Consider the following 21,426-nt stretch of genomic DNA (forward strand, 5'->3'; position numbering starts at 1 on the left):
CCATTGAACCCGTGGCCCCGCTGGGCCATGTATCTGGCGTGAAACTGAGGGACACGCCATGAAAATTGCCTTTCAGATGGACCCGATCGGGGCCGTGGATATTAATGCAGACAGCTCTTTCCGACTGGCCGAAGAGGCGCAGACACGCGGGCATGAGCTGTTTTTCTACGGGCCTGATCAGCTGGCTTATCAGGTAGGGCGCATCACCGCGCGCGGTCATGACATGAAGGTTCAGCGCGTCGCTGGGAACCCGGCTGAACTGGGGCCAGAGCGTGAGGTCGACCTGGCCGAGTTCGACGTGATCTGGCTGCGCCAGGACCCGCCGTTCGACATGCACTACATTACGTCGACCCACCTGCTGGATCGTCTGCAAGGGCAGGCGCTGGTGGTCAATGATCCGTTCTGGGTGCGCAACTACCCCGAAAAGCTTCTGGTTCTGGATTTCCCGGATCTGACCCCTCCGACGACGATTGCGCGAGACCTGCAGACCATCAAAGCGTTCAAGGAAAAGCACAGCGATGTCATCCTCAAGCCGCTTTACGGAAATGGCGGCGCGGGCGTGTTCCGGCTGGATGCGAATGACCGCAACCTGACCTCTCTGCACGAGCTATTCACCGGGTTCTCGCGTGAGCCGCTGATCGTCCAGAAATTCCTGCCGGATGTCAGCAATGGCGACAAACGCGTGATCCTTGTGGACGGAGAGCCGGTTGGCGCGATCAATCGGGTGCCTGCCAAGGGTGAAACGCGGTCGAATATGCATGTCGGCGGTCGCCCCGAAAAGATAGGCCTGTCCGAACGCGATCTTGAGATTTGTGCCGCGATTGGTCCTTTGCTCAAGGAAAAAGGGCAGATCTTCGTTGGGATCGACGTGATCGGCGACTACCTGACTGAGATCAATGTGACCTCGCCCACCGGTATTCAGGAGCTTGAGCGGTTCGACGGCGTGAATATCGCCGAAAAGATTTGGCAGGCAATCGAGGCCAAACTTTAAGCGGCGACCTTGGCGCTGATCCGAAAGCTCAGCGCCTCGGCCACATGTGGACGTCGGACATCTGGCGCGCCCTCCAGATCGGCAATCGTGCGCGCTACCCGCAGAATGCGGTGAAAGGCGCGTGCCGACAGGCCGAAGCGTTCGGCCGCTTTCAGCAGCAGTTCCTTGCCCTCGGCGTCCGGGGCGGCGATTTCTTCCAACATCTTGCCTTCGACATCGGCGTTTTGCCGGGTTGCTGTATCCGCGAACCTATCCGCCTGAATCACACGCGCCGCTTCGACACGCATAGCAACCGTGGCGGAGCTGTCGCCGGACGGAGGCAGATCGAGATCGGTAAATCCAACCGGTGGAACCTCGATCCGCAGATCGAAGCGATCCATCAAGGGGCCGGAAATCCGCCCCAGATAATCCTCGCCACATACAGGCGCGCGTGAACAGGCGCGGGAAGGGTCGGTCAGATAACCGCATTTGCAGGGGTTTGCCGCAGCCACCAGCATGAACCGGCAGGGGTATTTCACATGAGCATTGGCACGGGCGACCATGACCTCTCCGGTCTCAATCGGCTGGCGCAGGGTTTCCAGAACGGTGCGCGGGAATTCCGGGAACTCGTCCATGAACAGAACGCCATTGTGAGCCAGCGAGATTTCCCCCGGTTTGGCGCCCCTGCCACCGCCGACTATCGCGGCCATCGAGGCGGTATGGTGCGGTTCGCGAAATGGTCGGGTGCGGCTGATGCCACCTTCGTCCAGCAATCCGCATAGGGATTGGATCATCGAGGTTTCCAAGGCTTCGGTCGGGGTCAGCGGCGGCAGGATCCCGGGCAGGCGCGCAGCCAGCATGGACTTACCCGAGCCCGGCGTGCCGATCATGATCAGGTGGTGCCTGCCTGCTGCCGCGATCTCAAGCGCGCGTTTGGCCCGCTCCTGCCCTTTTACATCGCGCAGATCGCGGGTGCTGGGCGCGAGGTTTACCTCGCCCGGTTGCGCCGCGGGCAAAGGCGACTGGCCTGAGAAGTGGCGTACTACATCGCCCAAGGACCCGGCCCCGATCACCTGTGTGGCATCGACCCATGCGGCCTCGGCGCTGGAGGCGCGGGGGCACAGCAGCGTGCGATCCTCGGCGGCGGCAGTCATGGCGGCGGGCAGGGCGCCGACGACCGGCACCAGAGAGCCGTCCAGAGACAGTTCGCCCAGCGAAACAGCACCTTCGGCGGCGTCGCGTGGGATGATTTCTAGCGCGGACAACAACGCCACTGCGATGGGCAGGTCGAAATGGCTGCCCTCTTTCGGCAGATCGGCAGGGGACAGGTTGATGGTTATGCGCTTCGAAGGCAGTGCGATGGCCATCGAACTCAGTGCGCTTCGGACGCGGTCGCGGGCTTCGGACACGGCCTTGTCGGGCAGGCCGACGATGGAAAAGGCGGGCAGACCCGGTGAGACAGCGCATTGTACCTCGACCGGGCGGGCATCGACCCCTTGAAAAGCGACGGTATGAGAACGGGCGACCATGAACGACCTTTTTGGTTAACAGGTCGTTGCTGCCATGATCGCGGTTTAAGAATCGTTAACGGCTTCGGTCATTGCGATGAATTTCGGCCAAGCCTCCGGGTCCGCGACAGTTTTGTCACGGCAGAATGCGTTGCAGAAGCCCCAGCGCTGACCTTCTAGCTCGAGCACATGAGTGACCGGTTTACCTGAATAGGGGCATGCGTCGTTGATCGCGCTGTCGCCTGCGACAGCACGCGCCTCGGAATGTCCTCCGATCGGCCACGCGTTCGATGGTAGGTCCAGGGCATAGGGAAAAGGATCATAAGAGATGGTCAGTCCCATCGCGCGCCATTGCCGAACGGACGTGTCTGCCAGCAGATCCAGACAATAGGCGCGGTTAGCATCAGACACCGGCAAGCCGTACCCGATGATCCGCGCGGCAACTGGGGTGTAGAAAACGTCCGCCAGGGAATAGCCGCCGAAAAGAGGCCCGGTTTTTGCACCGGACACCGCGCGCGCATGAGCCCAAAGCGTCTCGATCCGGTTCAGATCATCCACCGTCTCGGGCGACGGGTTAAATCCCTGCCAACAGTGTTTCAGCTGCATCGGGCATTCCCCGCGCAGGGCGGTGAACCCGGCGATCATCTCAGCGCAGAGCCACCGGGCAGTGGCCCGAGCGGCGGGGTCCGTGGGCCACAAGCTGGCTTCGGGGTGACGCTCGGCCAATGTCTCGGCCATGGCGAGACTCTCGCCCACGACCGTACCGTCAGGCAGGCGCAAAGCCGGTACAAGCCGGGCGGGCACAAGCGTACTCATGTCTTCGGCCATAGTGCCGGAATAGAGGCCGATCATATGGCTTCGATAGGGCAGGCTGAACTTTTCCAGCATCAACCAGCCGCGCATGGACCAGCTGGAAAACAGGCGGTCCCCGATAAACAAATCATAGGTCATGCGTTAACGATGACGTGGCAGGACTGTTCAGTAAATCAGTGATTTGTGCGGGGTATGATCACGGGAGGTGATTTATCCGCCCCACCGACCAGCGGTCGCCGTGATGAGTGATATCGGTGACTGAAAGGTTGTCGATCCGGTGGCTGAACGCCTCTTGCGCGTCGATGTCGAGCGCGCGCTGGACCTGAGTCAGGATCACGCCGAAATGCGCGACGACGATCAGATCGCGCCCGGTATGTTCGGCGATAAGCCGGTCGATCACGGTATCCACGCGGGCACGCACCTGATTCCAGCTTTCGCCCTCGGGTGGGCGCACATCACCGGGATTGTCCCAATAGGCAAAGGCCAGATCTGGATCTTCGGCTTCGATCTCTTTGAAGCCGCGCAGCTCCCACGTGCCGAAATGGATCTCGCGCAGGTCGCGGTGATGCGGCAGGCGCTGGCGCGCGCCCTGAATGGCCGAGGCGGTATCTGCGGCGCGGGACAGGTCGGATGAGATTACCAGAGCCTCGGCCGGAAGGTGATCATGCAACCGTGAAACGGCCGCTTTATCGCTGAGGTCGGCAGGAATGTCTGACCAACCGACCATGGTTTTTGCATGGGTCGGCCCGTGGCGGACAAGATGCAGACGTGTCATGGCAGCTGCCCTTTCAGTACCATCGGCAGACCGGCAGTGACCTGCACCGCCAGATCGGCCTGCGCCGCCAACGCGATGTTTAACCGCCCCTGCGCTTCGCGAAACCGGCGGGACAAGGCGTTGTCGGGAACGATACCCTGGCCGACCTCATTTGAGACGATGACAATCGGCGCGGGGCAGGCGCGCAAGGCCTGCAACATCGCGGTTTGCGCCTGTTCCAGATCGTTTTCGGCCAGCAGGTGGTTGGTCAGCCACATGGTTGCGCAGTCGATCAGGCAGATATCATCGGGGGTCAGGTCGGTCAGCGCCGGGCGCAAATCTAAAGGTGCCTCGACGGTTGACCAACCCTCACCACGTTGTGTGATGTGGCGCTGGACCTTGTCGCGCATCTCATCATCAAACACTTGTGATGTGGCGAGATAAGTACGGTTTTTACCTGATAAAACAACAAGTTGTTCGGCAAATTCTGACTTGCCCGAGGCCGCGCCGCCCAACACGAAGGTTAAATCCGGATACACTGTAATTACCTTTCATGTGATCCACCCGGTTTTGTTCTGCGTATCGACCCTAGGTCGGCAAAGCAAGCCCGGCCCGCGCCTGTGAAAAGGGGAGATTTCAATGGCACTCGACAATGCGAACGATTTCTCGATGTCCCGGCAAGCGATGAAGGCCGAACTGCTGGACGCGGAGACTGAACTGAAACTGGCTTATGCGTGGCGCGATGAGCGCGACGAACAGGCGCTGCACCGGCTGATCACCGCCTATATGCGGCTGGCGATTTCAATGGCGGCTAAGTTCAAACGCTATGGCGCGCCAATGAATGATCTGATCCAAGAGGCCGGTCTTGGCCTGATGAAAGCCGCCGACAAGTTCGATCCGGACCGCGGCGTGCGATTTTCGACCTATGCGGTTTGGTGGATCAAGGCCAGCATTCAGGATTACGTGATGCGCAACTGGTCGATGGTGAGAACCGGATCGACCTCTTCTCAGAAATCCTTGTTTTTCAACATGCGTCGGGTTCAGGCCCGCCTTGAACGCGAAGCGGCGACCGAGGGAATGGACTTGGATCGCCATCAGCTACACCAGATGATTGCGGCCGAGATCGGCGTGCCCTTACGCGATGTCGAGATGATGGAGGGCCGGTTGTCAGGCTCCGACTTCTCGTTGAACGCCGTGCAGTCGGCCGATGAAGACGGGCGCGAGTGGATCGATGCGCTTGAAGACGAGCGCGCGCAGGCTGCCGAGACGGTCGAGAATAACCATGACACCGAACAGCTGCGCGAGTGGCTGGTGACGGCGATGCAGTCATTGAACGATCGGGAGCGGTTCATTGTGCGCGAACGTAAGCTGCGGGAACCCTCGCGCACGCTGGAAAGCCTGGGCCAAGAGCTTGGCTTGTCCAAGGAACGCGTGCGTCAGCTTGAGGCGGCGGCTTTCGTGAAAATGCGTAAGAACCTTGAAGCGCAATCGCGTGAGGTGCAACACTTCATCGCATGAGACAGCTTGCGATTCTGCTTTGTGCACTTGTGGTTATGGCCAGCCCCGGCCATGCTGAGGAATTGATACCTGAAGACGTTCTTGCCGCGATGATGTCGGCGGATGTGATCATATTGGGTGAGATTCACGATAACCCCCAGCATCACGTGATTCAGGCAGAGGCGTTGAAATCCGTGCAACCATCTGCCGTTGTCTGGGAGATGGTGACCGAAGAGGGCGCGCAGCGTCTCGCGGACAAAGCGGTTTCCGACCCCGAGGAACTTGCGCGAATCCTGAAATGGATCGAATCCGGCTGGCCACCACTCAGCATGTATTACCCGGTTTTTCAGGCCTCGGATGCGCCGGTCTATGGCGCCATGGTGCCGCGCGCAGCAGCCCGGGCCGCGATGGAGCGGGGCGCAGCCACCGCGCTGGGTGCAGATGCGGCGCGGTATGGTCTGACCGTTCCGCTACCGGCCGAAGAACAAGCCGCCCGTGAGGCTGATCAGTTGGCCGCCCATTGCGATGCCATCCCGGAAAGTGCCTTGCCACAGCTGGTCGCCATTCAACGACTGCGCGATGCTGTGCTGACCCGCGCTGTCCTGCGCGCAGAAGATGAAACAGGCGGACCGGTCGCTGTGATCACAGGTAACGGCCACGCCCGCAAGGATCGGGGCATTCCCACGTTTTTGTCTCGAATGCGGCCGGGATTGAAAGTGTTCGTACTGGGCCAGTCCGAAGATGGATTGATCGAGGGTGAATTCGACGCTGTGATCGACAGCCCAGGTATCGAACGCGAAGACCCCTGTTTGGCGTTTCAGACACAGAATTAACCGCTGGAACTGTCCGGTCCGCTTGCCTAATGTCGGGGCCGACCGGGACGGGAAGGGCTCAACATGCTGGCATCGAAACGCATTCTGCTGATCATTGGCGGTGGGATCGCGGCCTATAAGTCGCTGGACCTGATCCGGCGCTTGCGCGAACGCGGCGCGGCTGTGACGCCCGTTTTGACCCGCGCAGCCGAGGAATTTGTGACACCCCTGTCGGTGTCTGCTTTGGCCGGAGAGAAGGTTTATCGCGATCTGTTCGACCTGACGGATGAGGCCGAAATGGGCCATATTCAACTGTCCCGTTCTGCTGATTTGATTGTTGTGGCCCCGGCGACCGCTGATCTGATGGGCAAGATGGCCGGGGGGCTGGCCAATGATCTGGCCTCGACCCTGCTGATGGCAACCGACACACCGGTTCTGTGCGCCCCTGCGATGAATGTGCGGATGTGGGATCACCCGGCAACGCAGCGTAACCTGACACAGTTGCAGGCAGATGGTGTCCGTTTTGTTGGCCCAAACGAGGGTGACATGGCCTGCGGTGAATACGGCCCCGGACGTATGTCCGAACCGCTGGAGATTGTCGCCGCGATCGAGGCTGAGCTTGGCGACGGCCCTCTGAAAGGTAAACGAGTGCTCGTAACCTCTGGGCCGACGCATGAACCGATCGACCCGGTCCGCTACATCGCCAACCGCTCGTCCGGGGCGCAGGGCGCTGCAGTGGCGCGGGCTCTGGCCGCGTTGGGGGCCGAAGTGGTGTTTGTCACAGGCCCTGCAGATGTGACGCCGCCCGACGGGGTGCAGGTCGTGCCGGTTCAAACAGCGCAACAGATGTCCGACGCAGTGGATGCCGCGTTGCCCGTTGATGCGGGCGTGTTTGCGGCAGCGGTCGCGGATTGGCGCGTGGCCAGCGCCTCGGACAAGAAGTTGAAGAAAAGTCGCGATGGGCTGCCCCTTCTGGAGTTCGCTGAAAACCCGGACATCCTGAAACGAGTCTCGCATATGGAAAGCGGGCGACCCGCGCTGGTCGTCGGCTTTGCGGCTGAAACGGATAACGTGATCGAACATGCCATCGCCAAACGGGGACGCAAAGGTTGCGACTGGATCGTAGCCAATGATGTCAGCCCGGCAACGGGGATCATGGGCGGATCGGAAAATGCGGTCATCCTGATCTCAGACGCGGGTGCCGAGGAATGGCCGCGCATGGGCAAGGATGAAGTGGCCAAGCGTCTGGCGACCAGAATCGCCGACGCGCTGGGCAGCTAAACCAAAGGAGCAGTGATGGTTGCTATTCGTGTGATCCGAGAGGAAGGGTCCGATCCGTCGGTTCCTCTGCCGTCTTATGAAACCTCCGGAGCAGCTGGGGCGGATGTGCGGGCAAACCTGCCGAACGGGGCCTCGATCATGCTGGAACCCGGACAGCGCGCGCTTGTGCCGACTGGGCTGCGTATTGAAATACCGCAGGGGTTCGAGGTTCAGGTGCGTCCCCGCTCAGGTCTGGCGCTGAAGCACGGCATCACCCTGCCCAATTCCCCCGGCACGATCGACAGTGACTATCGCGGCCCGCTGGGTGTGATCGTCCTGAATACCGGACAAGAGGCGTTCGAAGTCTCCCATGGTGAACGTATTGCGCAACTGGTTGTCGCCCCCGTGGTGCAGGCTGCCTTCGAACCGGCGGATGCGCTGAGCGATACGGCACGCGGCGCGGGTGGTTTCGGCTCGACCGGGCGCGGCTGATGCTGCTGGTCCTGATCCTGGCTGCGGGCTTGTGGGGGATCGGCTATGTGGCCGGAGTTTCCCGGGCTGCGCGCATGACCTCGGTCGGGGTACTTTTGCTGGGCGTGATCACGGCCCAGTTGGTTCTGCCCGATGGGCATCCGTTGCGTCAGGCGACTGGCGGCTCTGCGGCGCTGTGGCTGATCTTGGGTGGCGTGGCAATTCTGGTTCTGGTTTACGGAAGGGTGCTGAAAGCGCTGCGAAATCGCGCAGCCCCCGCCGCCAAGGAGCCCGCAATGCCATCCGACCAATTTTCAGAGACCGAGCTGGAGCGTTATGCCCGCCACATCGTTTTGCGTGAACTGGGCGGACCGGGTCAGAAGAAAATGAAAAAAGCCCGCGTGCTGGTGATCGGAGCAGGCGGGCTAGGCGCACCCGCCCTGCAATATCTGGCCGCGGCTGGGGTCGGCACCATCGGTGTGATCGACGATGATGAGGTTGAAAACGCCAACCTGCAACGACAGGTGATCCACCGCGATACAGATATCGGGATGCCCAAGGTGTTCTCGGCGCAGCAGGCGATGGAGGCGCAGAACCCCAACGTAACGGTTCTGCCCTATCACCGCCGCCTTACCGAAGTGATCGCCCATGACCTTTTTGTCGATTTTGATCTGATCCTCGACGGCACCGACAATTTCGACACCCGCTATTTGGCCAATCGCACCGCGGTTGCGTTGGGCAAGCCTCTGATTTCGGGTGCCCTGTCACAATGGGAAGGGCAACTGAGCGTCTTTGATCCCGCCAACAACGCGCCCTGCTATCAGTGCATCTTTCCCGAGGCCCCGGCACCCGGTTTGGCCCCTTCTTGCTCTGAGGCGGGTGTGATCGGCCCGCTGCCCGGTGTGGTCGGCTCGATGATGGCGGTTGAGGCGATCAAGGTGATCACCGGGGCTGGGCAGGCTTTGCGCGGCGAAATGCTGATTTATGACGCGCTTTATGGCGAAAGCCGCAAGATTACGCTGTCCCGCCGGGCGGATTGTCCGATTTGTGGGGCCGGGGCGTAACCCCGCTCTGGATCATCCGGCCTGCCGTTCCTAACTCTGTGGTCAAAGGAGACTTCTATGACCAACCCGATCCTGTCCGACTGGACCACACCGTTTGAAATCGCACCTTTTGCCGACATTGCGGATGAGGATTTCTTGCCCGCCCTGGATCAGGCAATGCAAGCTCATAACGCTCAGATCGATGCGATTGCAGGTAACCTGGACGCGCCTACCTTTGCCAATACGATCGAGGCGCTTGAGGCCGCGGGCGAGGAGATGGACAAAGTCCTTTCGGTGTTTTTCACCGTGGCCGGGGCGGACAGTAACCCGACGCGAGAGGCGCTGCAGCGGGAGTTCTCGCCCAAGCTGGCGGCCCATTTCTCGGGCATTTCCTCAAACAAAGCGCTGTTTCAGCGCGTGGCCGATCTGTGGGCCCGCAAAGACGAATTGAACCTGACTAACGAGCAAGCGCGCGTGTTGATGCTGACGCATCGGGGCTTCGTACGGTCCGGCGCGGCGCTTGAGGGCGATGAAGACGCCCGGATGCAAGAGATCAAGGCGCGGTTGGCCTCGCTGGGGACATCCTTCACTCAGAACCTGCTGGCCGATGAGCGCGACTGGTTCATGGACCTGTCCGAGGACGATCTGGAGGGCCTGCCGGGTTTCGTTGTGGACGCTGCCCGGACCGCCGGGCAGGAAAAGGGCGCGGATGGTCCCGTTGTGACTCTGTCGCGGTCACTGATCGTGCCTTTCCTGCAATTCTCGCCCCGCCGTGATTTGCGGGAAAAGGCCTATCGCGCGTGGACCGCGCGGGGTGCCAATGGCGGAGAGACAGACAACCGCGAGATTGCCGCCGAAATCCTGACCCTCCGGGAAGAGCGGGCCAATCTGCTGGGCTATGACAGTTTCGCGGCCTACAAGCTGGAAACTGAAATGGCTCGTACACCGGACAAGGTGCGGGACCTGTTGATGCAGGTGTGGGAACCCGCCAAGACCCGCGCTGATGCCGATGCTGAGATCCTGATGCAGATGATGCAGGCGGACGGCGTCAATGGCCCGCTGGCCGCGTGGGACTGGCGCTATTACGCTGAGAAACGCCGCAAGGCTGAACATGATCTGGATGAGGCGGCGCTGAAGCCCTACCTGCAACTGGACCGTATGATCGAGGCGTCCTTTGCCTGCGCCAATCGCCTGTTCGGTTTGGAGTTCACGCCGCTGGACGTGCCGCTCTACCACCCCGATTGCCGGGCATGGGAGGTCACGCGCAACGGCCAGCATATTGCGGTTTTCATCGGCGACTATTTCGCGCGCGGATCGAAACGCTCGGGCGCGTGGTGCAGCGCAATGCGGTCGCAGGCCAAGTTCCCGAAAGTGCAAGCGCCGGTCGTGATCAACGTCTGTAACTTCGCCAAGGGAGATCCGGCACTGCTTTCCTATGACGACGCGCGGACATTGTTCCATGAATTCGGTCATGCCCTGCACCAGATGCTATCGAATGTGACCTATGAAAGCATATCGGGCACCAGTGTGGCGCGGGATTTCGTCGAACTTCCCAGTCAGCTTTATGAACACTGGCTGGAAGTTCCCGAGGTTCTGGCCGAATTCGCTACTCATGCCGAAACCGGCGAGGCGATGCCGCAGGACATGCTGGACAAAGTGCTAAAGGCGGCCAATTTCGATCAGGGGTTCCAGACGGTGGAATATGTCGCCTCGGCTTTGGTCGATCTGGCGTTCCATGATGGCGCCGCTCCCGCCGATCCGATGGCGAAACAATCTGAGGTGTTGGCCGAAATCGGGATGCCGCAAGCCATCGGAATGCGCCACGCGACGCCTCATTTCGCGCATGTGTTTGCAGGCGACGGCTACAGCTCGGGCTACTATAGCTATATGTGGTCCGAGGTTATGGACGCCGATGCCTTTGCAGCCTTTGAAGAGGCAGGCGGCGCATTCGATCCCGAACGCGCCAAGGCGCTGGAGGACAATATCCTGTCCACTGGCGGCTCACGTGAGGCTGAGGATCTGTATCTGGCTTTCCGGGGTCGGTTGCCGGGGGTTGAGGCTCTGCTGAAAGGGCGCGGGTTGATTGCGGCCTAGTACCCCAGATTACGATCCACGAGGTGTAGGAAGGGTTCGCCTTCCTCACCCCGTCTGATGTTCTCGCAGATTACTTGCGCCGCTGTCGCCGGTCGTGTCTCCGACGCGATGTGTGGGGTGACTGTCACGCTCGGATGCGCCCAATAGGGGTGATCTTCAGGCAGCGGTTCTACCCGGAACACGTCCAGAGTGGCGTGGCCGACCTGACCCGAATTCAGCGCGGCTAGCAGAGCGTCATCGTCGATCAGAGGCCCTCGGCCCGGATTGATGATGCACGCGCCTTTCGGCAGCAGCGCAAGTGTTTCGGCATTCAATGTGTTCTCGGTCGCGGGCGTATCTGGCAACAGAAGAACAACGATCTCTGCCCGGGACAGGGCGTCGCGCAGCCCGTCGTCACCATGCAGACAGGTAATGCTGGGGATGTTTTTGGCAGACCGGCTCCAACCAGTGACGTTGAAGTTCAATGCAGCTAAGGCACGGGCGACAGCCTCACCCAAGGCGCCAAGACCCAGAATGCAAACCTGACGCTCGGAGGCCAGAGGCGGTGCGTCCGGGGTCCAGGTGCCATCCTGAACGGTGATGTGTTGATCCATCCCAAGGTGATAGCGCAGCACGTGGCCTACCACCCATTCGGTCATGCCCTGCGTCAGCCCATGATCCACCATCCGCGCCAGCGGGACGGTCAAGGTTTCATTCCCAGCGATCTTTTCGACCCCGGCCCAGAGGCTGAGAACGGCCTTCAGTCGCGTGTAGGGGGTGAAATCCAGTAGCCCGCTGTTCGGGGCATATACCACATAATCGACCTGATCCGGCTCGAACTCAGTACTTAGATGAAAGTCTAACCCAGCCTCGGTCAGATAGTTCGTCAGCAACGTTTCATAAACAGGCCACAGCGCAGGGCGCGCAGAAAACAGGACGTTCACAGGCATGTTGAGCCTTTCAAATTAGCGGGGGCGGTGGATATGGGCGCTTTGGACAATACCGAAGGCGGCCATCAGAACCAGCATGGCGGAGCCCCCATAACTGACCATCGGCAGCGGCACGCCCACAACCGGGGCAAGGCCCATGACCATCGACATATTGACGGCAAAGAACAGGAAGAAGTTCAGCGCGATGCCCAGCGTCACCAATGACGAGAACCGATCCTTGGTTGAAAGTGCCGTGACCAGACAGAAAATCAGGATCAAACCATAGAGGGTCAGTAGGGTGATGCCGCCGACAAAGCCGAACTCTTCGGCCAGCGTAGTAAAGATGAAATCTGTGTGTTTCTCGGGCAGGAAGTTCAGGCGCGACTGGGTGCCCTGCATGAACCCGCGCCCGTTCCAGCCACCCGATCCCAACGCGATCTTGGATTGGGTGATGTGATAGCCCGCGCCCAGCGGATCGGTGGACGGGTCCAGAAAGGTATCGATCCGGCGGAACTGATAGTCCTTGAGCAACTGCCATTCGGTCCCGCGACTGTTGAACACGGCGGCAATCAGCCCGACCACGGCTGCGATGACCGCCGCGAAATAGGCCCAGTGGACACCGGCCAGAAACATCAATCCTCCTCCCGCCGCCAGCAGCAGGATTGAGGTGCCCAGATCGGGTTGTTTCAAAACCATTGCCGTAGGGATCAGGATCAGGGCAACCGGGATCAGCACCCAGAGCGGGCGCGAGGTTTTATGGGATGGCAGCCAATCGTAATAAGCAGCCAGAACCATTACCAACGCAACCTTCATAACCTCGGACGGCTGCAGGCGCATGAAGCCAAGGTCTATCCACCGCTGCGCACCCATGCCGATCGTGCCGAAAAGCTCGACAAATATCAGCAGCACGATCGAGCCAAGATAAGCCACGACGGACATGTTGCGCCAGAACCAGATCGGCACCAGCGCGATGATGAACATCACCGTCAGGCCCAGCCCGAAACGCTCTAGCTGCGGTTCGGCCCATGGCATCCACGATCCGCCCGCAACCGAGTACAACATCAGGAAGCCGGCGCTGGCCACGCTGATCAAAAGCAGGGTCAGCGGCCAGTTCATATACAGAAACTTGCGAAACCCCGATGGCGTGGATTTGACGGCGTATTCAAGATAGCTCATGCGCGGTCCTTTTCGGACGGACGCGCTTTGGGGCGACGGTCGCCCTCCAGCCGTTTTTGCTGTTCCTTGATCCGATCCCGGTCGGCGGTCGGATAAGCCTCGAGCGGGGGTGTTCCGTTATAGAGCGCCTGCAACATGATATCGCGGGCTACCGGGGCAGCCGCTTTCGAGCCGCCTCCGCCATGTTCTACAACTACGGCCACGGCGTACTTCGGGTTGTCATAAGGCGCAAAGCTGACGAACAACGCATGGTCACGACGCTCCCACGGCAGGTCTTCGTTGCGGATTACGCCAGCGGCACGCTCGGCCTTAGTGATGTTGCGGACCTGACTGGTGCCGGTTTTGCCTGCCATACGGAAGTCATCCGCGATGATACGGCTGCGATAGGCGGTGCCGCGCCGGTCGTTCGAAACCGACCACATCGCCTGACGCACCTGTTCCAGATTGTTCCGGTTCACCGCCAGCGGTTCACCCGCGCCCGAGGGTTGTTCAACCCCGTTCACCGAGCGTACCAGTCGTGGCGACACCGCTCGCCCAGTTGCAATGCGTGCTGTCATCACCGCCAACTGTAAGGGCGAGGCCAGCATAAAACCCTGACCAATCGAGGCATTTGCCGTGTCGCCCACCAGCCAGTCCTCGCCATGGACGCGTTGTTTCCACTCTTGATTGGGGGCCAGCCCGGCGGCCACTGCCGACATCGGGATGTCGTGTTTGACGCCCAGTCCGAAGGTCCGCGCCATGTCCGAAATCTTGTCGATCCCCACGCGCAAAGCCACGTCGTAATAGTAGACATCGCAACTGCGTTTCAGTGAGGTCTCCAGATCGACCGTGCCATGCCCGCCCCTTTTCCAGCAGTGGAAGCGACGGCTGCCTACTTTCAGGTGACCAGGGCAATAGACGGTGTTGGATGGCCCGATTACACCAGCCTCAAGCGCGGCCATGGCCGTGATCATCTTGAAGGTTGAACCGGGCGGATAGGTGCCCTGCACCGTCTTGTTCGCCAGCGGGCGGTAATTGTCCTGGGTAAGCGCGCGATAATCGGCAACCGAGATACCCCGCACAAACAGGTTCGGATCAAAACTGGGGGCGGAACTGATGGCGCGGATGTCGCCGGTTTCGCAGTCGATCACCACAGCCGCTGCGCTTTCGCCGGCCAGTCGCGCCTGTGCGTATTGTTGCAGGTTCGCATCGACCGAGAGCTGCAGATCGGCCCCGGCGGTGCCCTCCTGCCGGTCCAGCTCGCGCATGACCCGTCCGGTTGCGTTTACCTCGACCCGCTTGGCCCCGGCCTTGCCGCGCAGGCTGATTTCCTGTTTGGCCTCCAGCCCGACCTTGCCGATCTGGAAGCGCGGTATATGCAGGACGGGCTCGGGGTCTTCGATTTGGCTCAGGTCATAGTCGCTTACCGGTCCGACATAGCCGACCACATGAGCGAAGTCTTCGTATCGCGGGTATTGTCGGGTTTGCCCCACTTCGGGGATCACGCCGGGCAGGGCCGGGGCGTTGACGGCAACTTTCGAGATATCCTCCCACGTGACCTGATCGGCCAGTGTCACCGGCAGGAATGGGGCCGAGCGGCGCATCTCAGTTTTGGCCCGTTCAATCTCATCCCCGGTCAGGGGGATCAGCTGGGACAGTTTGGCGATCACCTCATCCACGTCGCCCGCGTCCTCACGCACCATGACGATTCGGTACGAGGGTGAGTTCTGGCCAATGACTTCTCCGTTCCGATCATAGATCCGGCCACGGGTCGGAGGGATCAGTCGAATGTTGATCCGGTTTTCTTCGGCCAGAAGGCGATATTCATCGGCCTGATCCACCTGCATGAACCGCATCCGGGCTGCCAGCCCGCCAATAAAGGCAGCCTGTAGCCCGCCGAGGATCAATGCCCTGCGCGGGAGGCGTTTATAGGCAAGGCCTTGGGGTTTGGGTTTGCGCTGTTTCATGCGCGTACTCCCAATGTACCAGAATCACCCGAGGGCTTACGGCGCACTCCGAACCCGTTCTGGCTGAGCAGAACGATCAGAGGATAAACCGCGATTGTCAGAACCACTTGTATCACTACGGGCCCCAATGCTGCCTGTTGCACCGATAGGATAGCAAGAATAACGCGGTTCAGCACAAAAACAGCTGTGATCACCACGGCGACGGTGGACCATTCGCCGACAAAGCCCGAATCCCGCAAGCCGAATGCAGCTGAGCGTAGGTAAGCAGCCCCCAGAACTACCAGTGCCGCCAATAGACCCGGTGGACGTTGCAGCAACAGGTCGGCCATCAGCATGACGATGGCGATCAGCAGGGTCGGCACAAACTCAGGCCGGCGCAGGACCCAGGCGAAGGTCAGCGCAATCAGCAGGTCCGGAAAGGGCCAGCGGTCCGGCTTTGTATCCAGCGGCAACAGGTGCAAAAACAGGATTAGCGCGGCCAGAAACAGGTATAGGCTACGCTTGGACCAAAGCTGTGAGGTTTGGTTATCCATCACCCACCTCCACCGGAGGCAGCGCCGCTGCGGGTTGGGTGGGGCCTACCACACTACCCGGGTCCCGAATTGTGGGGGCCGACTGGTATCGCAGCACGCGCAGGAATTCGAGCCGTTCGAAATCCGCCGACAGGCGCACCCGCAGGCGGCCTCCGGGATCGGCGGTGATCTGACCGATCAGCAACCCGGCCGGGAAAACGCCACCATCGCCCGAGGTTACGACGCGGTCGCCGGGGCGGACGAGTTCGCGGTTCTCCAGAAATTCGACGGCAGGCGCCGGAGTATTGTCGCCTGTGATCAGGGCAGTCTGGCCCGAGGGCTGAATGGTCGCCGGGATCGCGCTGGAGGCATCGGTCATTAGGATCACCCGTGCCGTATCCGGACCCACGCCCGAAATGCGCCCGACCACGCCGATCCCGTCCATCGTGGCCCAGCCATCGGTGATGCCGTCCCGTTCACCCACGTTCAGCAGCACCGACTGCCGGAACGGCGAGCCGCTATCGGCCATCACCACGCCAGTGATATAGGTCAAGCGCGGATCAAGGCGCACATTGTTCAGATCCAGAAGTCGGGCGTTTTCCTGCTCCAACTGCAACGCGGCCTCTTTCCAGGCGCGCATCAGGCGCAGTTCGCTGCGCAGTTCCTGGTTCTGTTCGCTCAGGCGTTGATAGCTTTGGAAATCGCGGGCCAGATTGACCACGGCGGTGACCGGCACCATCGCCCATTCCATCGACGGTACGACCCGGTCGACGACCTGCGCGCGGAACCGTTCCACCCGAGGGCTGTCGATGCGCCAGACCAGAAAGATGGCCAGTAGGCACAACACCACGATCCCCAGCAGCAAGCGGCGCAAGGGGGTGGTGTATTCGTCGCGCTGTGATCGGTCTTTTGCCACAGGTTACCTTCCCGTGCTGCTCGTGCCGAGTTTACCCTATTTGCAAAGGGTGCGCGCCTTAGCTTTCGTAGTCAATCGCGTGGCGCAGTTGTTTTTCGTATTCCAAAGCCTTGCCGGTCCCCAAAGCCACACAATTCAGGCTTTCATCGGCAATTGACACGGCCAGACCAGTCTGTTCGCGCAGGGCAAGGTCCAGATCGCCCAGCAGCGCGCCGCCGCCGGTCAACATCACGCCCCGGTCCACGATATCCGCGGCCAGATCGGGCGGTGTGGTTTCCAGCGCGGTCATCACCGCCTCGCAAATCTGCTGGACGGGTTCCGACAGCGCTTCGGCCACTTGGGCCTGGCTGATTTCGATCTCTTTCGGCACACCGTTCAGCAGGTCGCGACCGCGGATATGCATCGACTGGCCACGGCCGTCGTCGGGCATGCGCGCAGTGCCGATGGTGGTCTTGATGCGTTCGGCGGTGGATTCCCCGACCAGCAGGTTCTGCTGGCGGCGCAGGTACGAGATGATGGCTTCGTCCATGCGGTCACCACCGACACGGACCGAGCGGGCATAGACGATGTCGCCCAGCGACAGAACCGCAACCTCGGTTGTACCGCCGCCGATATCAACGACCATGTTTCCGGTTGGATCGGTGATCGGCATTCCTGCGCCAATGGCCGCAGCGATCGGTTCGGCAATCAGGCCCGCGCGGCGGGCGCCAGCGGACAGAACCGATTGGCGGATCGCGCGTTTTTCAACGGGAGTGGCGCCGTGCGGGACGCAGACGATGATTTTGGGTTTCGAGAAGGTCGAGCGTTTGTGCACTTTGCGAATGAAGTGCTTGATCATCTCTTCGGCGGTGTCGAAATCGGCAATAACACCTTCGCGCATCGGGCGGATCGCCTCGATGGAACCGGGGGTGCGGCCCAGCATCAGCTTGGCGTCTTCGCCCACGGCCAGCACTTTTTTTACGCCGTCCTTCACGTGGTAGGCGACGACTGACGGTTCAGACAGGATCACGCCGCGCCCTTTGACATAAACCAGCGTGTTCGCTGTACCAAGGTCGATAGCCATGTCCGCTGTGAACAGGCCGCCCAGATTGCCAAAGATCCCCATGTTTCCCCTGATCCTGTATGTCGGTTTTTCTACTGCCCGCGACTCGACGGTTCCGGGACGGATGACTTATAGGGTGCCAGCACGCCCGGTAAAAGGGCTGATTCCGCGATAATCAGCACCTTTCCGCCTTATTGAGAGGGACTTTAGAAGGCAACATGCTCTCTTATCAACACATTTACCACGCTGGGAATCTGGCTGACGTGCAAAAGCACGCTTTATTGGCAATTGTGCTGGACTACCTGACCCGCAAGGACAAGCCGCTGACCTATCTCGAAACCCACTCGGGCCGGGGATTGTACAAGCTCGACGCGGTCGAGGCAGTGCGCACGGGAGAGGCCGAGGCCGGCATTCGGCGGGTCCAGCAGGCCAGTTGGTTTGACGCGGATCATCCGCTGGAACGGGCGATCCGTACAGTTCAGCAAAGGCACGGAACCGAAGCCTATCCAGGCTCGCCGCTGATCGCTGCCAATTTGCTGAGAGGTCAGGACAGCCTGCATTTTGCCGAGCTTCATCCGCAGGAGCATTCCGCTCTGGCCATGGCGATGTCACCCTATGGGGCCAAAGTGTATCGACAGGACGGGTACGAGTTGGCGCAGTCTTTGCTGCCGCCGATGCCGCGCCGTGGGGTGATTTTGATCGACCCGAGCTATGAGGTGAAGTCGGAATATGACCGCCTGCCGGGAATAATCGGCAAGTTGCACCGCAAATGGAATGTAGGTGTGATTGCGCTGTGGTATCCGATCCTGACGGATAATCGCCATGGCGCGATGATTTCCGCCCTGAAATCTCAAAACCTGCCGAAATCCCTGTGCCACGAAGTCAGGTTCGCCCCTATAAGGGAAGGGCATCGCATGGTGGGGTCGGGTATGTTCATCATCAACGCGCCCTTTGGCCTTGAGGATGAAACGATCCGCCTGACAAAGCTGTTCAACGATCTGAAAGCGTAATCTTCGAATAGCGGGAAGGCCTCCGCCTCGCTTGCCCGCAACAGAGATGCAGCCAACCGAGTTGGGCCCGGCAGCGCGCCGCAGGCGCGCTGCCGGGCCCCAAAACCCAAGAAGGATCGGCGAAGCCGGGCCGCCGCGGGTGCGGGAGCCCCGCCTGTCGTTTAAGTCAGATCTTTGTAGCTGATCTCACGCGCGTCGGCGCCGGGGCCGGTTTTCTCACGTCGCACGTTCAGCCGGTTCAGGGCGTGGATGTAGGCCTTGGCTGACGCAACAACTGTGTCGGTGTTGGCGGATTGGCCGGTGGCGATCATGCCATCCTCTTCCAAGCGCACCGAAACCGTAGCTTGTGCATCAGTACCTTCGGTCACCGCGTGCACCTGATAGAGCTGCAGCCGGGCTGAGTTCGGATAGATCGCGCGGATTGCTTTGAAGGTCGCGTCCACAGGCCCGTCGCCGTGTTCGGTGGCGATGACGTCTTTGCCGTCCACTTCAAGTTCGACGGTTGATTCCGCTTGACCACCGGTGCCACAGGTGACCTTCATCGACACCAATTGCAGGTGGTCGTTGCTCTCGTCATCGTCCAGCGTCATCAACGCGATGAGGTCGTCATCGAACACCTCTTTCTTGCGGTCGGCCAGATCCTTGAAGCGAACGAAGATGTCCTTGAGCTGGTTGTCACCAACCTCATAGCCCAGCGTTTCCAGCTTGTCGCGCAATGCGGCCCGGCCCGAATGCTTGCCCAAGGGCAGAGATGTACCCGACAACCCGATATCCTCGGGGCGCATGATCTCGAAGTTTTCGCGGTTCTTCAGCATCCCGTCTTGGTGGATGCCGCTTTCGTGTGCAAAGGCGTTCTTGCCGACGATGGCCTTGTTGAACTGCACGTTGAAACCCGACACGGTCGCCACGCGGCGCGAGATATGCATGATCTTGGTCGTGTCGATGCCAGTGTGCCAGGGCATGATGTCGTTGCGGGTGCGCAGCGCCATCACCACTTCTTCCAAAGCAGTATTGCCTGCCCGTTCGCCCAAACCGTTGATGGTGCATTCAATCTGACGCGCACCGCCAGCCACAGCGGCCAGAGAGTTCGCGGTCGCCATGCCAAGGTCGTTGTGGCAGTGGGTCGCGAACACCACCTCATCCGCGCCCGGAACGGTTTCGATCAGGCGTTTGATCAGGTCAGCGCTTTCCACCGGAGCGGTATAGCCCACAGTGTCCGGGATGTTGATCGTGGTCGCACCGGCTTTGATCGCAATCTCGATCACACGACAGAGGTAATCCCACTCAGTCCGGGTCGCGTCCATAGGCGACCACTGCACGTTTTCACACAGATTACGCGCGTGGCTGACCGTTTCGTGGATCTTTTCCGCCATCTCATCTTGCGTCAGGTTCGGAATGGCGCGGTGCAGCGGAGAGGTGCCGATGAAGGTGTGAATCCGGTTCTTCCCGGCGTGTTTCACCGCTTCCCAGCAGCGGTCGATATCGGCGAAGTTGGCGCGGGCCAGACCGCAGATGCGGCTGTTCTTTGACCGTTGGGCGATTTCGGAAACGGCCTTGAAGTCACCTTCGGAGGCGATGGGGAAACCGGCTTCGATGATGTCGACGCCCATTTCATCCAGCAGCTCGGCAATCTCGAGCTTTTCGGCGTGGGTCATGGTTGCGCCGGGGCTCTGCTCGCCGTCGCGCAAAGTGGTATCGAAGATCAAGACGCGGTCTTGGTCGGTCACGTTGGTCATGGGATTCTCTTTCTTCTTCTGTCCTAAAGCCTATGGCGCGCGGGCGTCCTCCTCTGAGCGGGCGCGCCGGATGGCACGCTCAGAGGCGGATTAGGATCAGTAGGCCACGCAGAGACGCACCGCGAATGGCGGTGTCGGCAACAAGGATATCTGCACGGTTGATCATGGGATTGAGGTTATACAGAGCCGCCGCGGAATGAAAAGACCAATTTGCGACGTAACTGCAGCTGAGCGGTTTCTTTTCCGCGCCGCATTGATCCGCGTGGGCAGGCGGCTAGGTGGTTTGCCATGGAAAAAGCACTGATCATAGGCGCGTCCGGCGGCATCGGGCAGGCAATCAGCCAGCAACTGAGCGGGCAGGGGGTGGCGGTAACTGGCCTGTCACGGTCGACAGAGGGATTTGACCTGACCGATCCTGATAGCGCGCACCGTGCGCTTGACGCGATTACAGGGCCGTTCGATCTGATCCTTGTTGCGTCGGGCGCGTTGGAAATCAACGGTGCGGCCCCGGAAAAGACCATCCGCTCGGTTTCTGCGCGGGCAATGATGGATCAGTTCGCGTTGAATGCCGTGGGTCCGGCCCTGATCCTGGGCCACGCGGCGCGCCTTTTACCCCGCGATTGTCGCGCGGTTGTTGGCGTGCTTTCAGCGCGTGTAGGGTCGATCGGGGACAACCGGCTGGGTGGTTGGGTCAGCTACCGGGCGGCGAAAGCGGCGGTGAACCAAATTGTTCATACAAGCGCCATCGAATTGGCGCGCACCCATAGTCAGGCGATCTGCGTTGCCCTTCATCCCGGAACGGTCAAAACCGAGTTCACCCGGAAATACTTGGGGCGCCATCCGGCGGTCGCCCCGGACGAGGCTGCCGAGAATCTGTTGAATGTGATGGCGCAATTGACACCGTCCGATACCGGCGGGTTCTTTGATTGGGCGGGAAAACCGGTGCCGTGGTAACAGT

At 60.6% G+C, this 21,426-nt stretch carries 20 protein-coding genes; 9 read left to right on the forward strand and 11 right to left on the reverse strand.

Annotation, left to right across the window (positions count from 1 at the left end; genetic code table 11):
• The first annotated feature begins 58 nt into the window (after positions 1 to 58).
• Positions 59 to 991 carry a glutathione synthase gene (gshB, locus tag ACXAGD_RS01355; RefSeq protein WP_475208042.1) on the forward strand — a complete coding sequence of 311 codons (933 nt, stop codon included), beginning with the start codon at positions 59 to 61 and terminating at the stop codon, positions 989 to 991.
• Here the strand turns inward: gshB and ACXAGD_RS01360 are convergent.
• From ACXAGD_RS01360 to cobU, 4 genes are read right to left on the reverse strand one after another with little or no spacing between them, the layout of a single operon-like run.
• Positions 988 to 2,499 (reverse strand): YifB family Mg chelatase-like AAA ATPase, encoded by a 1,512-nt coding sequence (locus ACXAGD_RS01360; protein ID WP_475208044.1) that lies wholly within the window; start codon positions 2,497 to 2,499, stop codon positions 988 to 990. The genes gshB and ACXAGD_RS01360 overlap by 4 nt on opposite strands.
• 45 nt (positions 2,500 to 2,544) lie before the next feature.
• The gene (locus ACXAGD_RS01365) at positions 2,545 to 3,429 is read right to left on the reverse strand and encodes a glutathione S-transferase N-terminal domain-containing protein (RefSeq protein ID WP_475208046.1); all 885 of its coding nucleotides are present in this window, start codon (positions 3,427 to 3,429) and stop codon (positions 2,545 to 2,547) included.
• Positions 3,430 to 3,487: 58 nt separating this feature from the next.
• Entirely contained in the window at positions 3,488 to 4,066 is a 579-nt protein-coding gene (locus ACXAGD_RS01370) for a histidine phosphatase family protein (RefSeq protein ID WP_475208047.1), read from the reverse strand.
• Positions 4,063 to 4,584, reverse strand: a complete 522-nt coding sequence (cobU, locus tag ACXAGD_RS01375) for a bifunctional adenosylcobinamide kinase/adenosylcobinamide-phosphate guanylyltransferase (protein WP_475208048.1) — start codon at positions 4,582 to 4,584, stop codon at positions 4,063 to 4,065. The genes ACXAGD_RS01370 and cobU overlap by 4 nt, the downstream gene beginning before the upstream one ends.
• A gap of 100 nt (positions 4,585 to 4,684) precedes the next feature.
• Between cobU and ACXAGD_RS01380 the strand changes: the two genes are divergently transcribed.
• From ACXAGD_RS01380 to ACXAGD_RS01405, 6 genes are all read left to right on the forward strand, one after another.
• Positions 4,685 to 5,563: an RNA polymerase factor sigma-32 gene (locus ACXAGD_RS01380; RefSeq protein ID WP_475208049.1), complete on the forward strand. Its 879-nt coding sequence runs from the start codon at positions 4,685 to 4,687 to the stop codon at positions 5,561 to 5,563.
• Positions 5,560 to 6,375, forward strand: a complete 816-nt coding sequence (locus ACXAGD_RS01385; protein ID WP_475208050.1) for a ChaN family lipoprotein — start codon at positions 5,560 to 5,562, stop codon at positions 6,373 to 6,375. The genes ACXAGD_RS01380 and ACXAGD_RS01385 overlap by 4 nt, the downstream gene beginning before the upstream one ends.
• A 63-nt stretch (positions 6,376 to 6,438) precedes the next feature.
• The gene (gene coaBC, locus ACXAGD_RS01390; RefSeq protein ID WP_475208051.1) at positions 6,439 to 7,635 is read left to right on the forward strand and encodes a bifunctional phosphopantothenoylcysteine decarboxylase/phosphopantothenate--cysteine ligase CoaBC; all 1,197 of its coding nucleotides are present in this window, start codon (positions 6,439 to 6,441) and stop codon (positions 7,633 to 7,635) included.
• Positions 7,636 to 7,647: 12 nt separating this feature from the next.
• On the forward strand, positions 7,648 to 8,106 hold the full coding sequence (gene dut, locus ACXAGD_RS01395; RefSeq protein WP_475208052.1) for a dUTP diphosphatase: 459 nt from the start codon (positions 7,648 to 7,650) through the stop codon (positions 8,104 to 8,106).
• A complete protein-coding gene (locus ACXAGD_RS01400; protein WP_475208053.1) occupies positions 8,106 to 9,149 on the forward strand; it encodes a HesA/MoeB/ThiF family protein in 1,044 nt (347 codons plus the stop codon). Before dut ends, ACXAGD_RS01400 begins: the two co-directional genes overlap by 1 nt.
• Positions 9,150 to 9,206: 57 nt before the next feature.
• Positions 9,207 to 11,222, forward strand: a complete 2,016-nt coding sequence (locus ACXAGD_RS01405) for a M3 family metallopeptidase (RefSeq protein WP_475208054.1) — start codon at positions 9,207 to 9,209, stop codon at positions 11,220 to 11,222.
• On the opposite strand, the gene ACXAGD_RS01410 is transcribed toward ACXAGD_RS01405, so the two are convergent.
• From ACXAGD_RS01410 to ACXAGD_RS01435, 6 genes are read right to left on the reverse strand one after another with little or no spacing between them, the layout of a single operon-like run.
• Positions 11,219 to 12,151 (reverse strand): 2-hydroxyacid dehydrogenase, encoded by a 933-nt coding sequence (locus ACXAGD_RS01410; RefSeq protein WP_475208055.1) that lies wholly within the window; start codon positions 12,149 to 12,151, stop codon positions 11,219 to 11,221. The genes ACXAGD_RS01405 and ACXAGD_RS01410 overlap by 4 nt on opposite strands.
• A gap of 15 nt (positions 12,152 to 12,166) precedes the next feature.
• Positions 12,167 to 13,306 carry a rod shape-determining protein RodA gene (gene rodA / locus ACXAGD_RS01415; RefSeq protein WP_475208056.1) on the reverse strand — a complete coding sequence of 380 codons (1,140 nt, stop codon included), beginning with the start codon at positions 13,304 to 13,306 and terminating at the stop codon, positions 12,167 to 12,169.
• Positions 13,303 to 15,252: a penicillin-binding protein 2 gene (gene mrdA / locus ACXAGD_RS01420; RefSeq protein WP_475208057.1), complete on the reverse strand. Its 1,950-nt coding sequence runs from the start codon at positions 15,250 to 15,252 to the stop codon at positions 13,303 to 13,305. Before mrdA ends, rodA begins: the two co-directional genes overlap by 4 nt.
• On the reverse strand, positions 15,249 to 15,785 hold the full coding sequence (locus tag ACXAGD_RS01425; protein WP_475208058.1) for a rod shape-determining protein MreD: 537 nt from the start codon (positions 15,783 to 15,785) through the stop codon (positions 15,249 to 15,251). The genes mrdA and ACXAGD_RS01425 overlap by 4 nt, the downstream gene beginning before the upstream one ends.
• A complete protein-coding gene (gene mreC / locus ACXAGD_RS01430; RefSeq protein ID WP_475208059.1) occupies positions 15,778 to 16,680 on the reverse strand; it encodes a rod shape-determining protein MreC in 903 nt (300 codons plus the stop codon). The genes ACXAGD_RS01425 and mreC overlap by 8 nt, the downstream gene beginning before the upstream one ends.
• A gap of 58 nt (positions 16,681 to 16,738) precedes the next feature.
• Positions 16,739 to 17,785 (reverse strand): rod shape-determining protein, encoded by a 1,047-nt coding sequence (locus ACXAGD_RS01435; RefSeq protein ID WP_039523195.1) that lies wholly within the window; start codon positions 17,783 to 17,785, stop codon positions 16,739 to 16,741.
• 155 nt (positions 17,786 to 17,940) lie between these two features.
• Between ACXAGD_RS01435 and ACXAGD_RS01440 the strand changes: the two genes are divergently transcribed.
• Complete coding sequence (locus ACXAGD_RS01440) at positions 17,941 to 18,732, forward strand: 23S rRNA (adenine(2030)-N(6))-methyltransferase RlmJ (RefSeq protein WP_475208060.1); 792 nt, start codon at positions 17,941 to 17,943, stop codon at positions 18,730 to 18,732.
• Positions 18,733 to 18,893: 161 nt separating this feature from the next.
• Here ACXAGD_RS01440 and ACXAGD_RS01445 read toward each other — a convergent pair whose 3' ends face one another.
• Entirely contained in the window at positions 18,894 to 20,468 is a 1,575-nt protein-coding gene (locus ACXAGD_RS01445) for a 2-isopropylmalate synthase (RefSeq protein WP_475208061.1), read from the reverse strand.
• A gap of 288 nt (positions 20,469 to 20,756) precedes the next feature.
• On the opposite strand from ACXAGD_RS01445, the gene ACXAGD_RS01450 reads away from it, so the two are divergent.
• Positions 20,757 to 21,422: an SDR family NAD(P)-dependent oxidoreductase gene (locus tag ACXAGD_RS01450; RefSeq protein ID WP_475208062.1), complete on the forward strand. Its 666-nt coding sequence runs from the start codon at positions 20,757 to 20,759 to the stop codon at positions 21,420 to 21,422.
• Positions 21,423 to 21,426: the final 4 nt, after the last annotated feature.

The organism is Ruegeria sp. ABF4_144 (assembly GCF_056160045.1).

Bases quoted from the DNA above. Each gene is read 5' to 3' on its own strand.
- ACXAGD_RS01370 (WP_475208047.1), bottom strand. From the start codon at position 4,066: ATGACACGTCTGCATCTTGTCCGCCACGGGCCGACCCATGCAAAAACC.
- ACXAGD_RS01440 (WP_475208060.1), top strand. From the start codon at position 17,941: ATGCTCTCTTATCAACACATTTACCACGCTGGGAATCTGGCTGACGTG.
- rodA (WP_475208056.1), bottom strand. From the start codon at position 13,306: ATGAGCTATCTTGAATACGCCGTCAAATCCACGCCATCGGGGTTTCGC.
- ACXAGD_RS01385 (WP_475208050.1), top strand. From the start codon at position 5,560: ATGAGACAGCTTGCGATTCTGCTTTGTGCACTTGTGGTTATGGCCAGC.
- ACXAGD_RS01360 (WP_475208044.1), bottom strand. From the start codon at position 2,499: ATGGTCGCCCGTTCTCATACCGTCGCTTTTCAAGGGGTCGATGCCCGC.
- gshB (WP_475208042.1), top strand. From the start codon at position 59: ATGAAAATTGCCTTTCAGATGGACCCGATCGGGGCCGTGGATATTAAT.
- ACXAGD_RS01435 (WP_039523195.1), bottom strand. From the start codon at position 17,785: ATGGGGATCTTTGGCAATCTGGGCGGCCTGTTCACAGCGGACATGGCT.
- ACXAGD_RS01380 (WP_475208049.1), top strand. From the start codon at position 4,685: ATGGCACTCGACAATGCGAACGATTTCTCGATGTCCCGGCAAGCGATG.
- coaBC (WP_475208051.1), top strand. From the start codon at position 6,439: ATGCTGGCATCGAAACGCATTCTGCTGATCATTGGCGGTGGGATCGCG.
- mrdA (WP_475208057.1), bottom strand. From the start codon at position 15,252: ATGAAACAGCGCAAACCCAAACCCCAAGGCCTTGCCTATAAACGCCTC.
- ACXAGD_RS01365 (WP_475208046.1), bottom strand. From the start codon at position 3,429: ATGACCTATGATTTGTTTATCGGGGACCGCCTGTTTTCCAGCTGGTCC.
- ACXAGD_RS01410 (WP_475208055.1), bottom strand. From the start codon at position 12,151: ATGCCTGTGAACGTCCTGTTTTCTGCGCGCCCTGCGCTGTGGCCTGTT.
- ACXAGD_RS01405 (WP_475208054.1), top strand. From the start codon at position 9,207: ATGACCAACCCGATCCTGTCCGACTGGACCACACCGTTTGAAATCGCA.
- ACXAGD_RS01425 (WP_475208058.1), bottom strand. From the start codon at position 15,785: ATGGATAACCAAACCTCACAGCTTTGGTCCAAGCGTAGCCTATACCTG.
- ACXAGD_RS01445 (WP_475208061.1), bottom strand. From the start codon at position 20,468: ATGACCAACGTGACCGACCAAGACCGCGTCTTGATCTTCGATACCACT.
- ACXAGD_RS01450 (WP_475208062.1), top strand. From the start codon at position 20,757: ATGGAAAAAGCACTGATCATAGGCGCGTCCGGCGGCATCGGGCAGGCA.
- ACXAGD_RS01400 (WP_475208053.1), top strand. From the start codon at position 8,106: ATGCTGCTGGTCCTGATCCTGGCTGCGGGCTTGTGGGGGATCGGCTAT.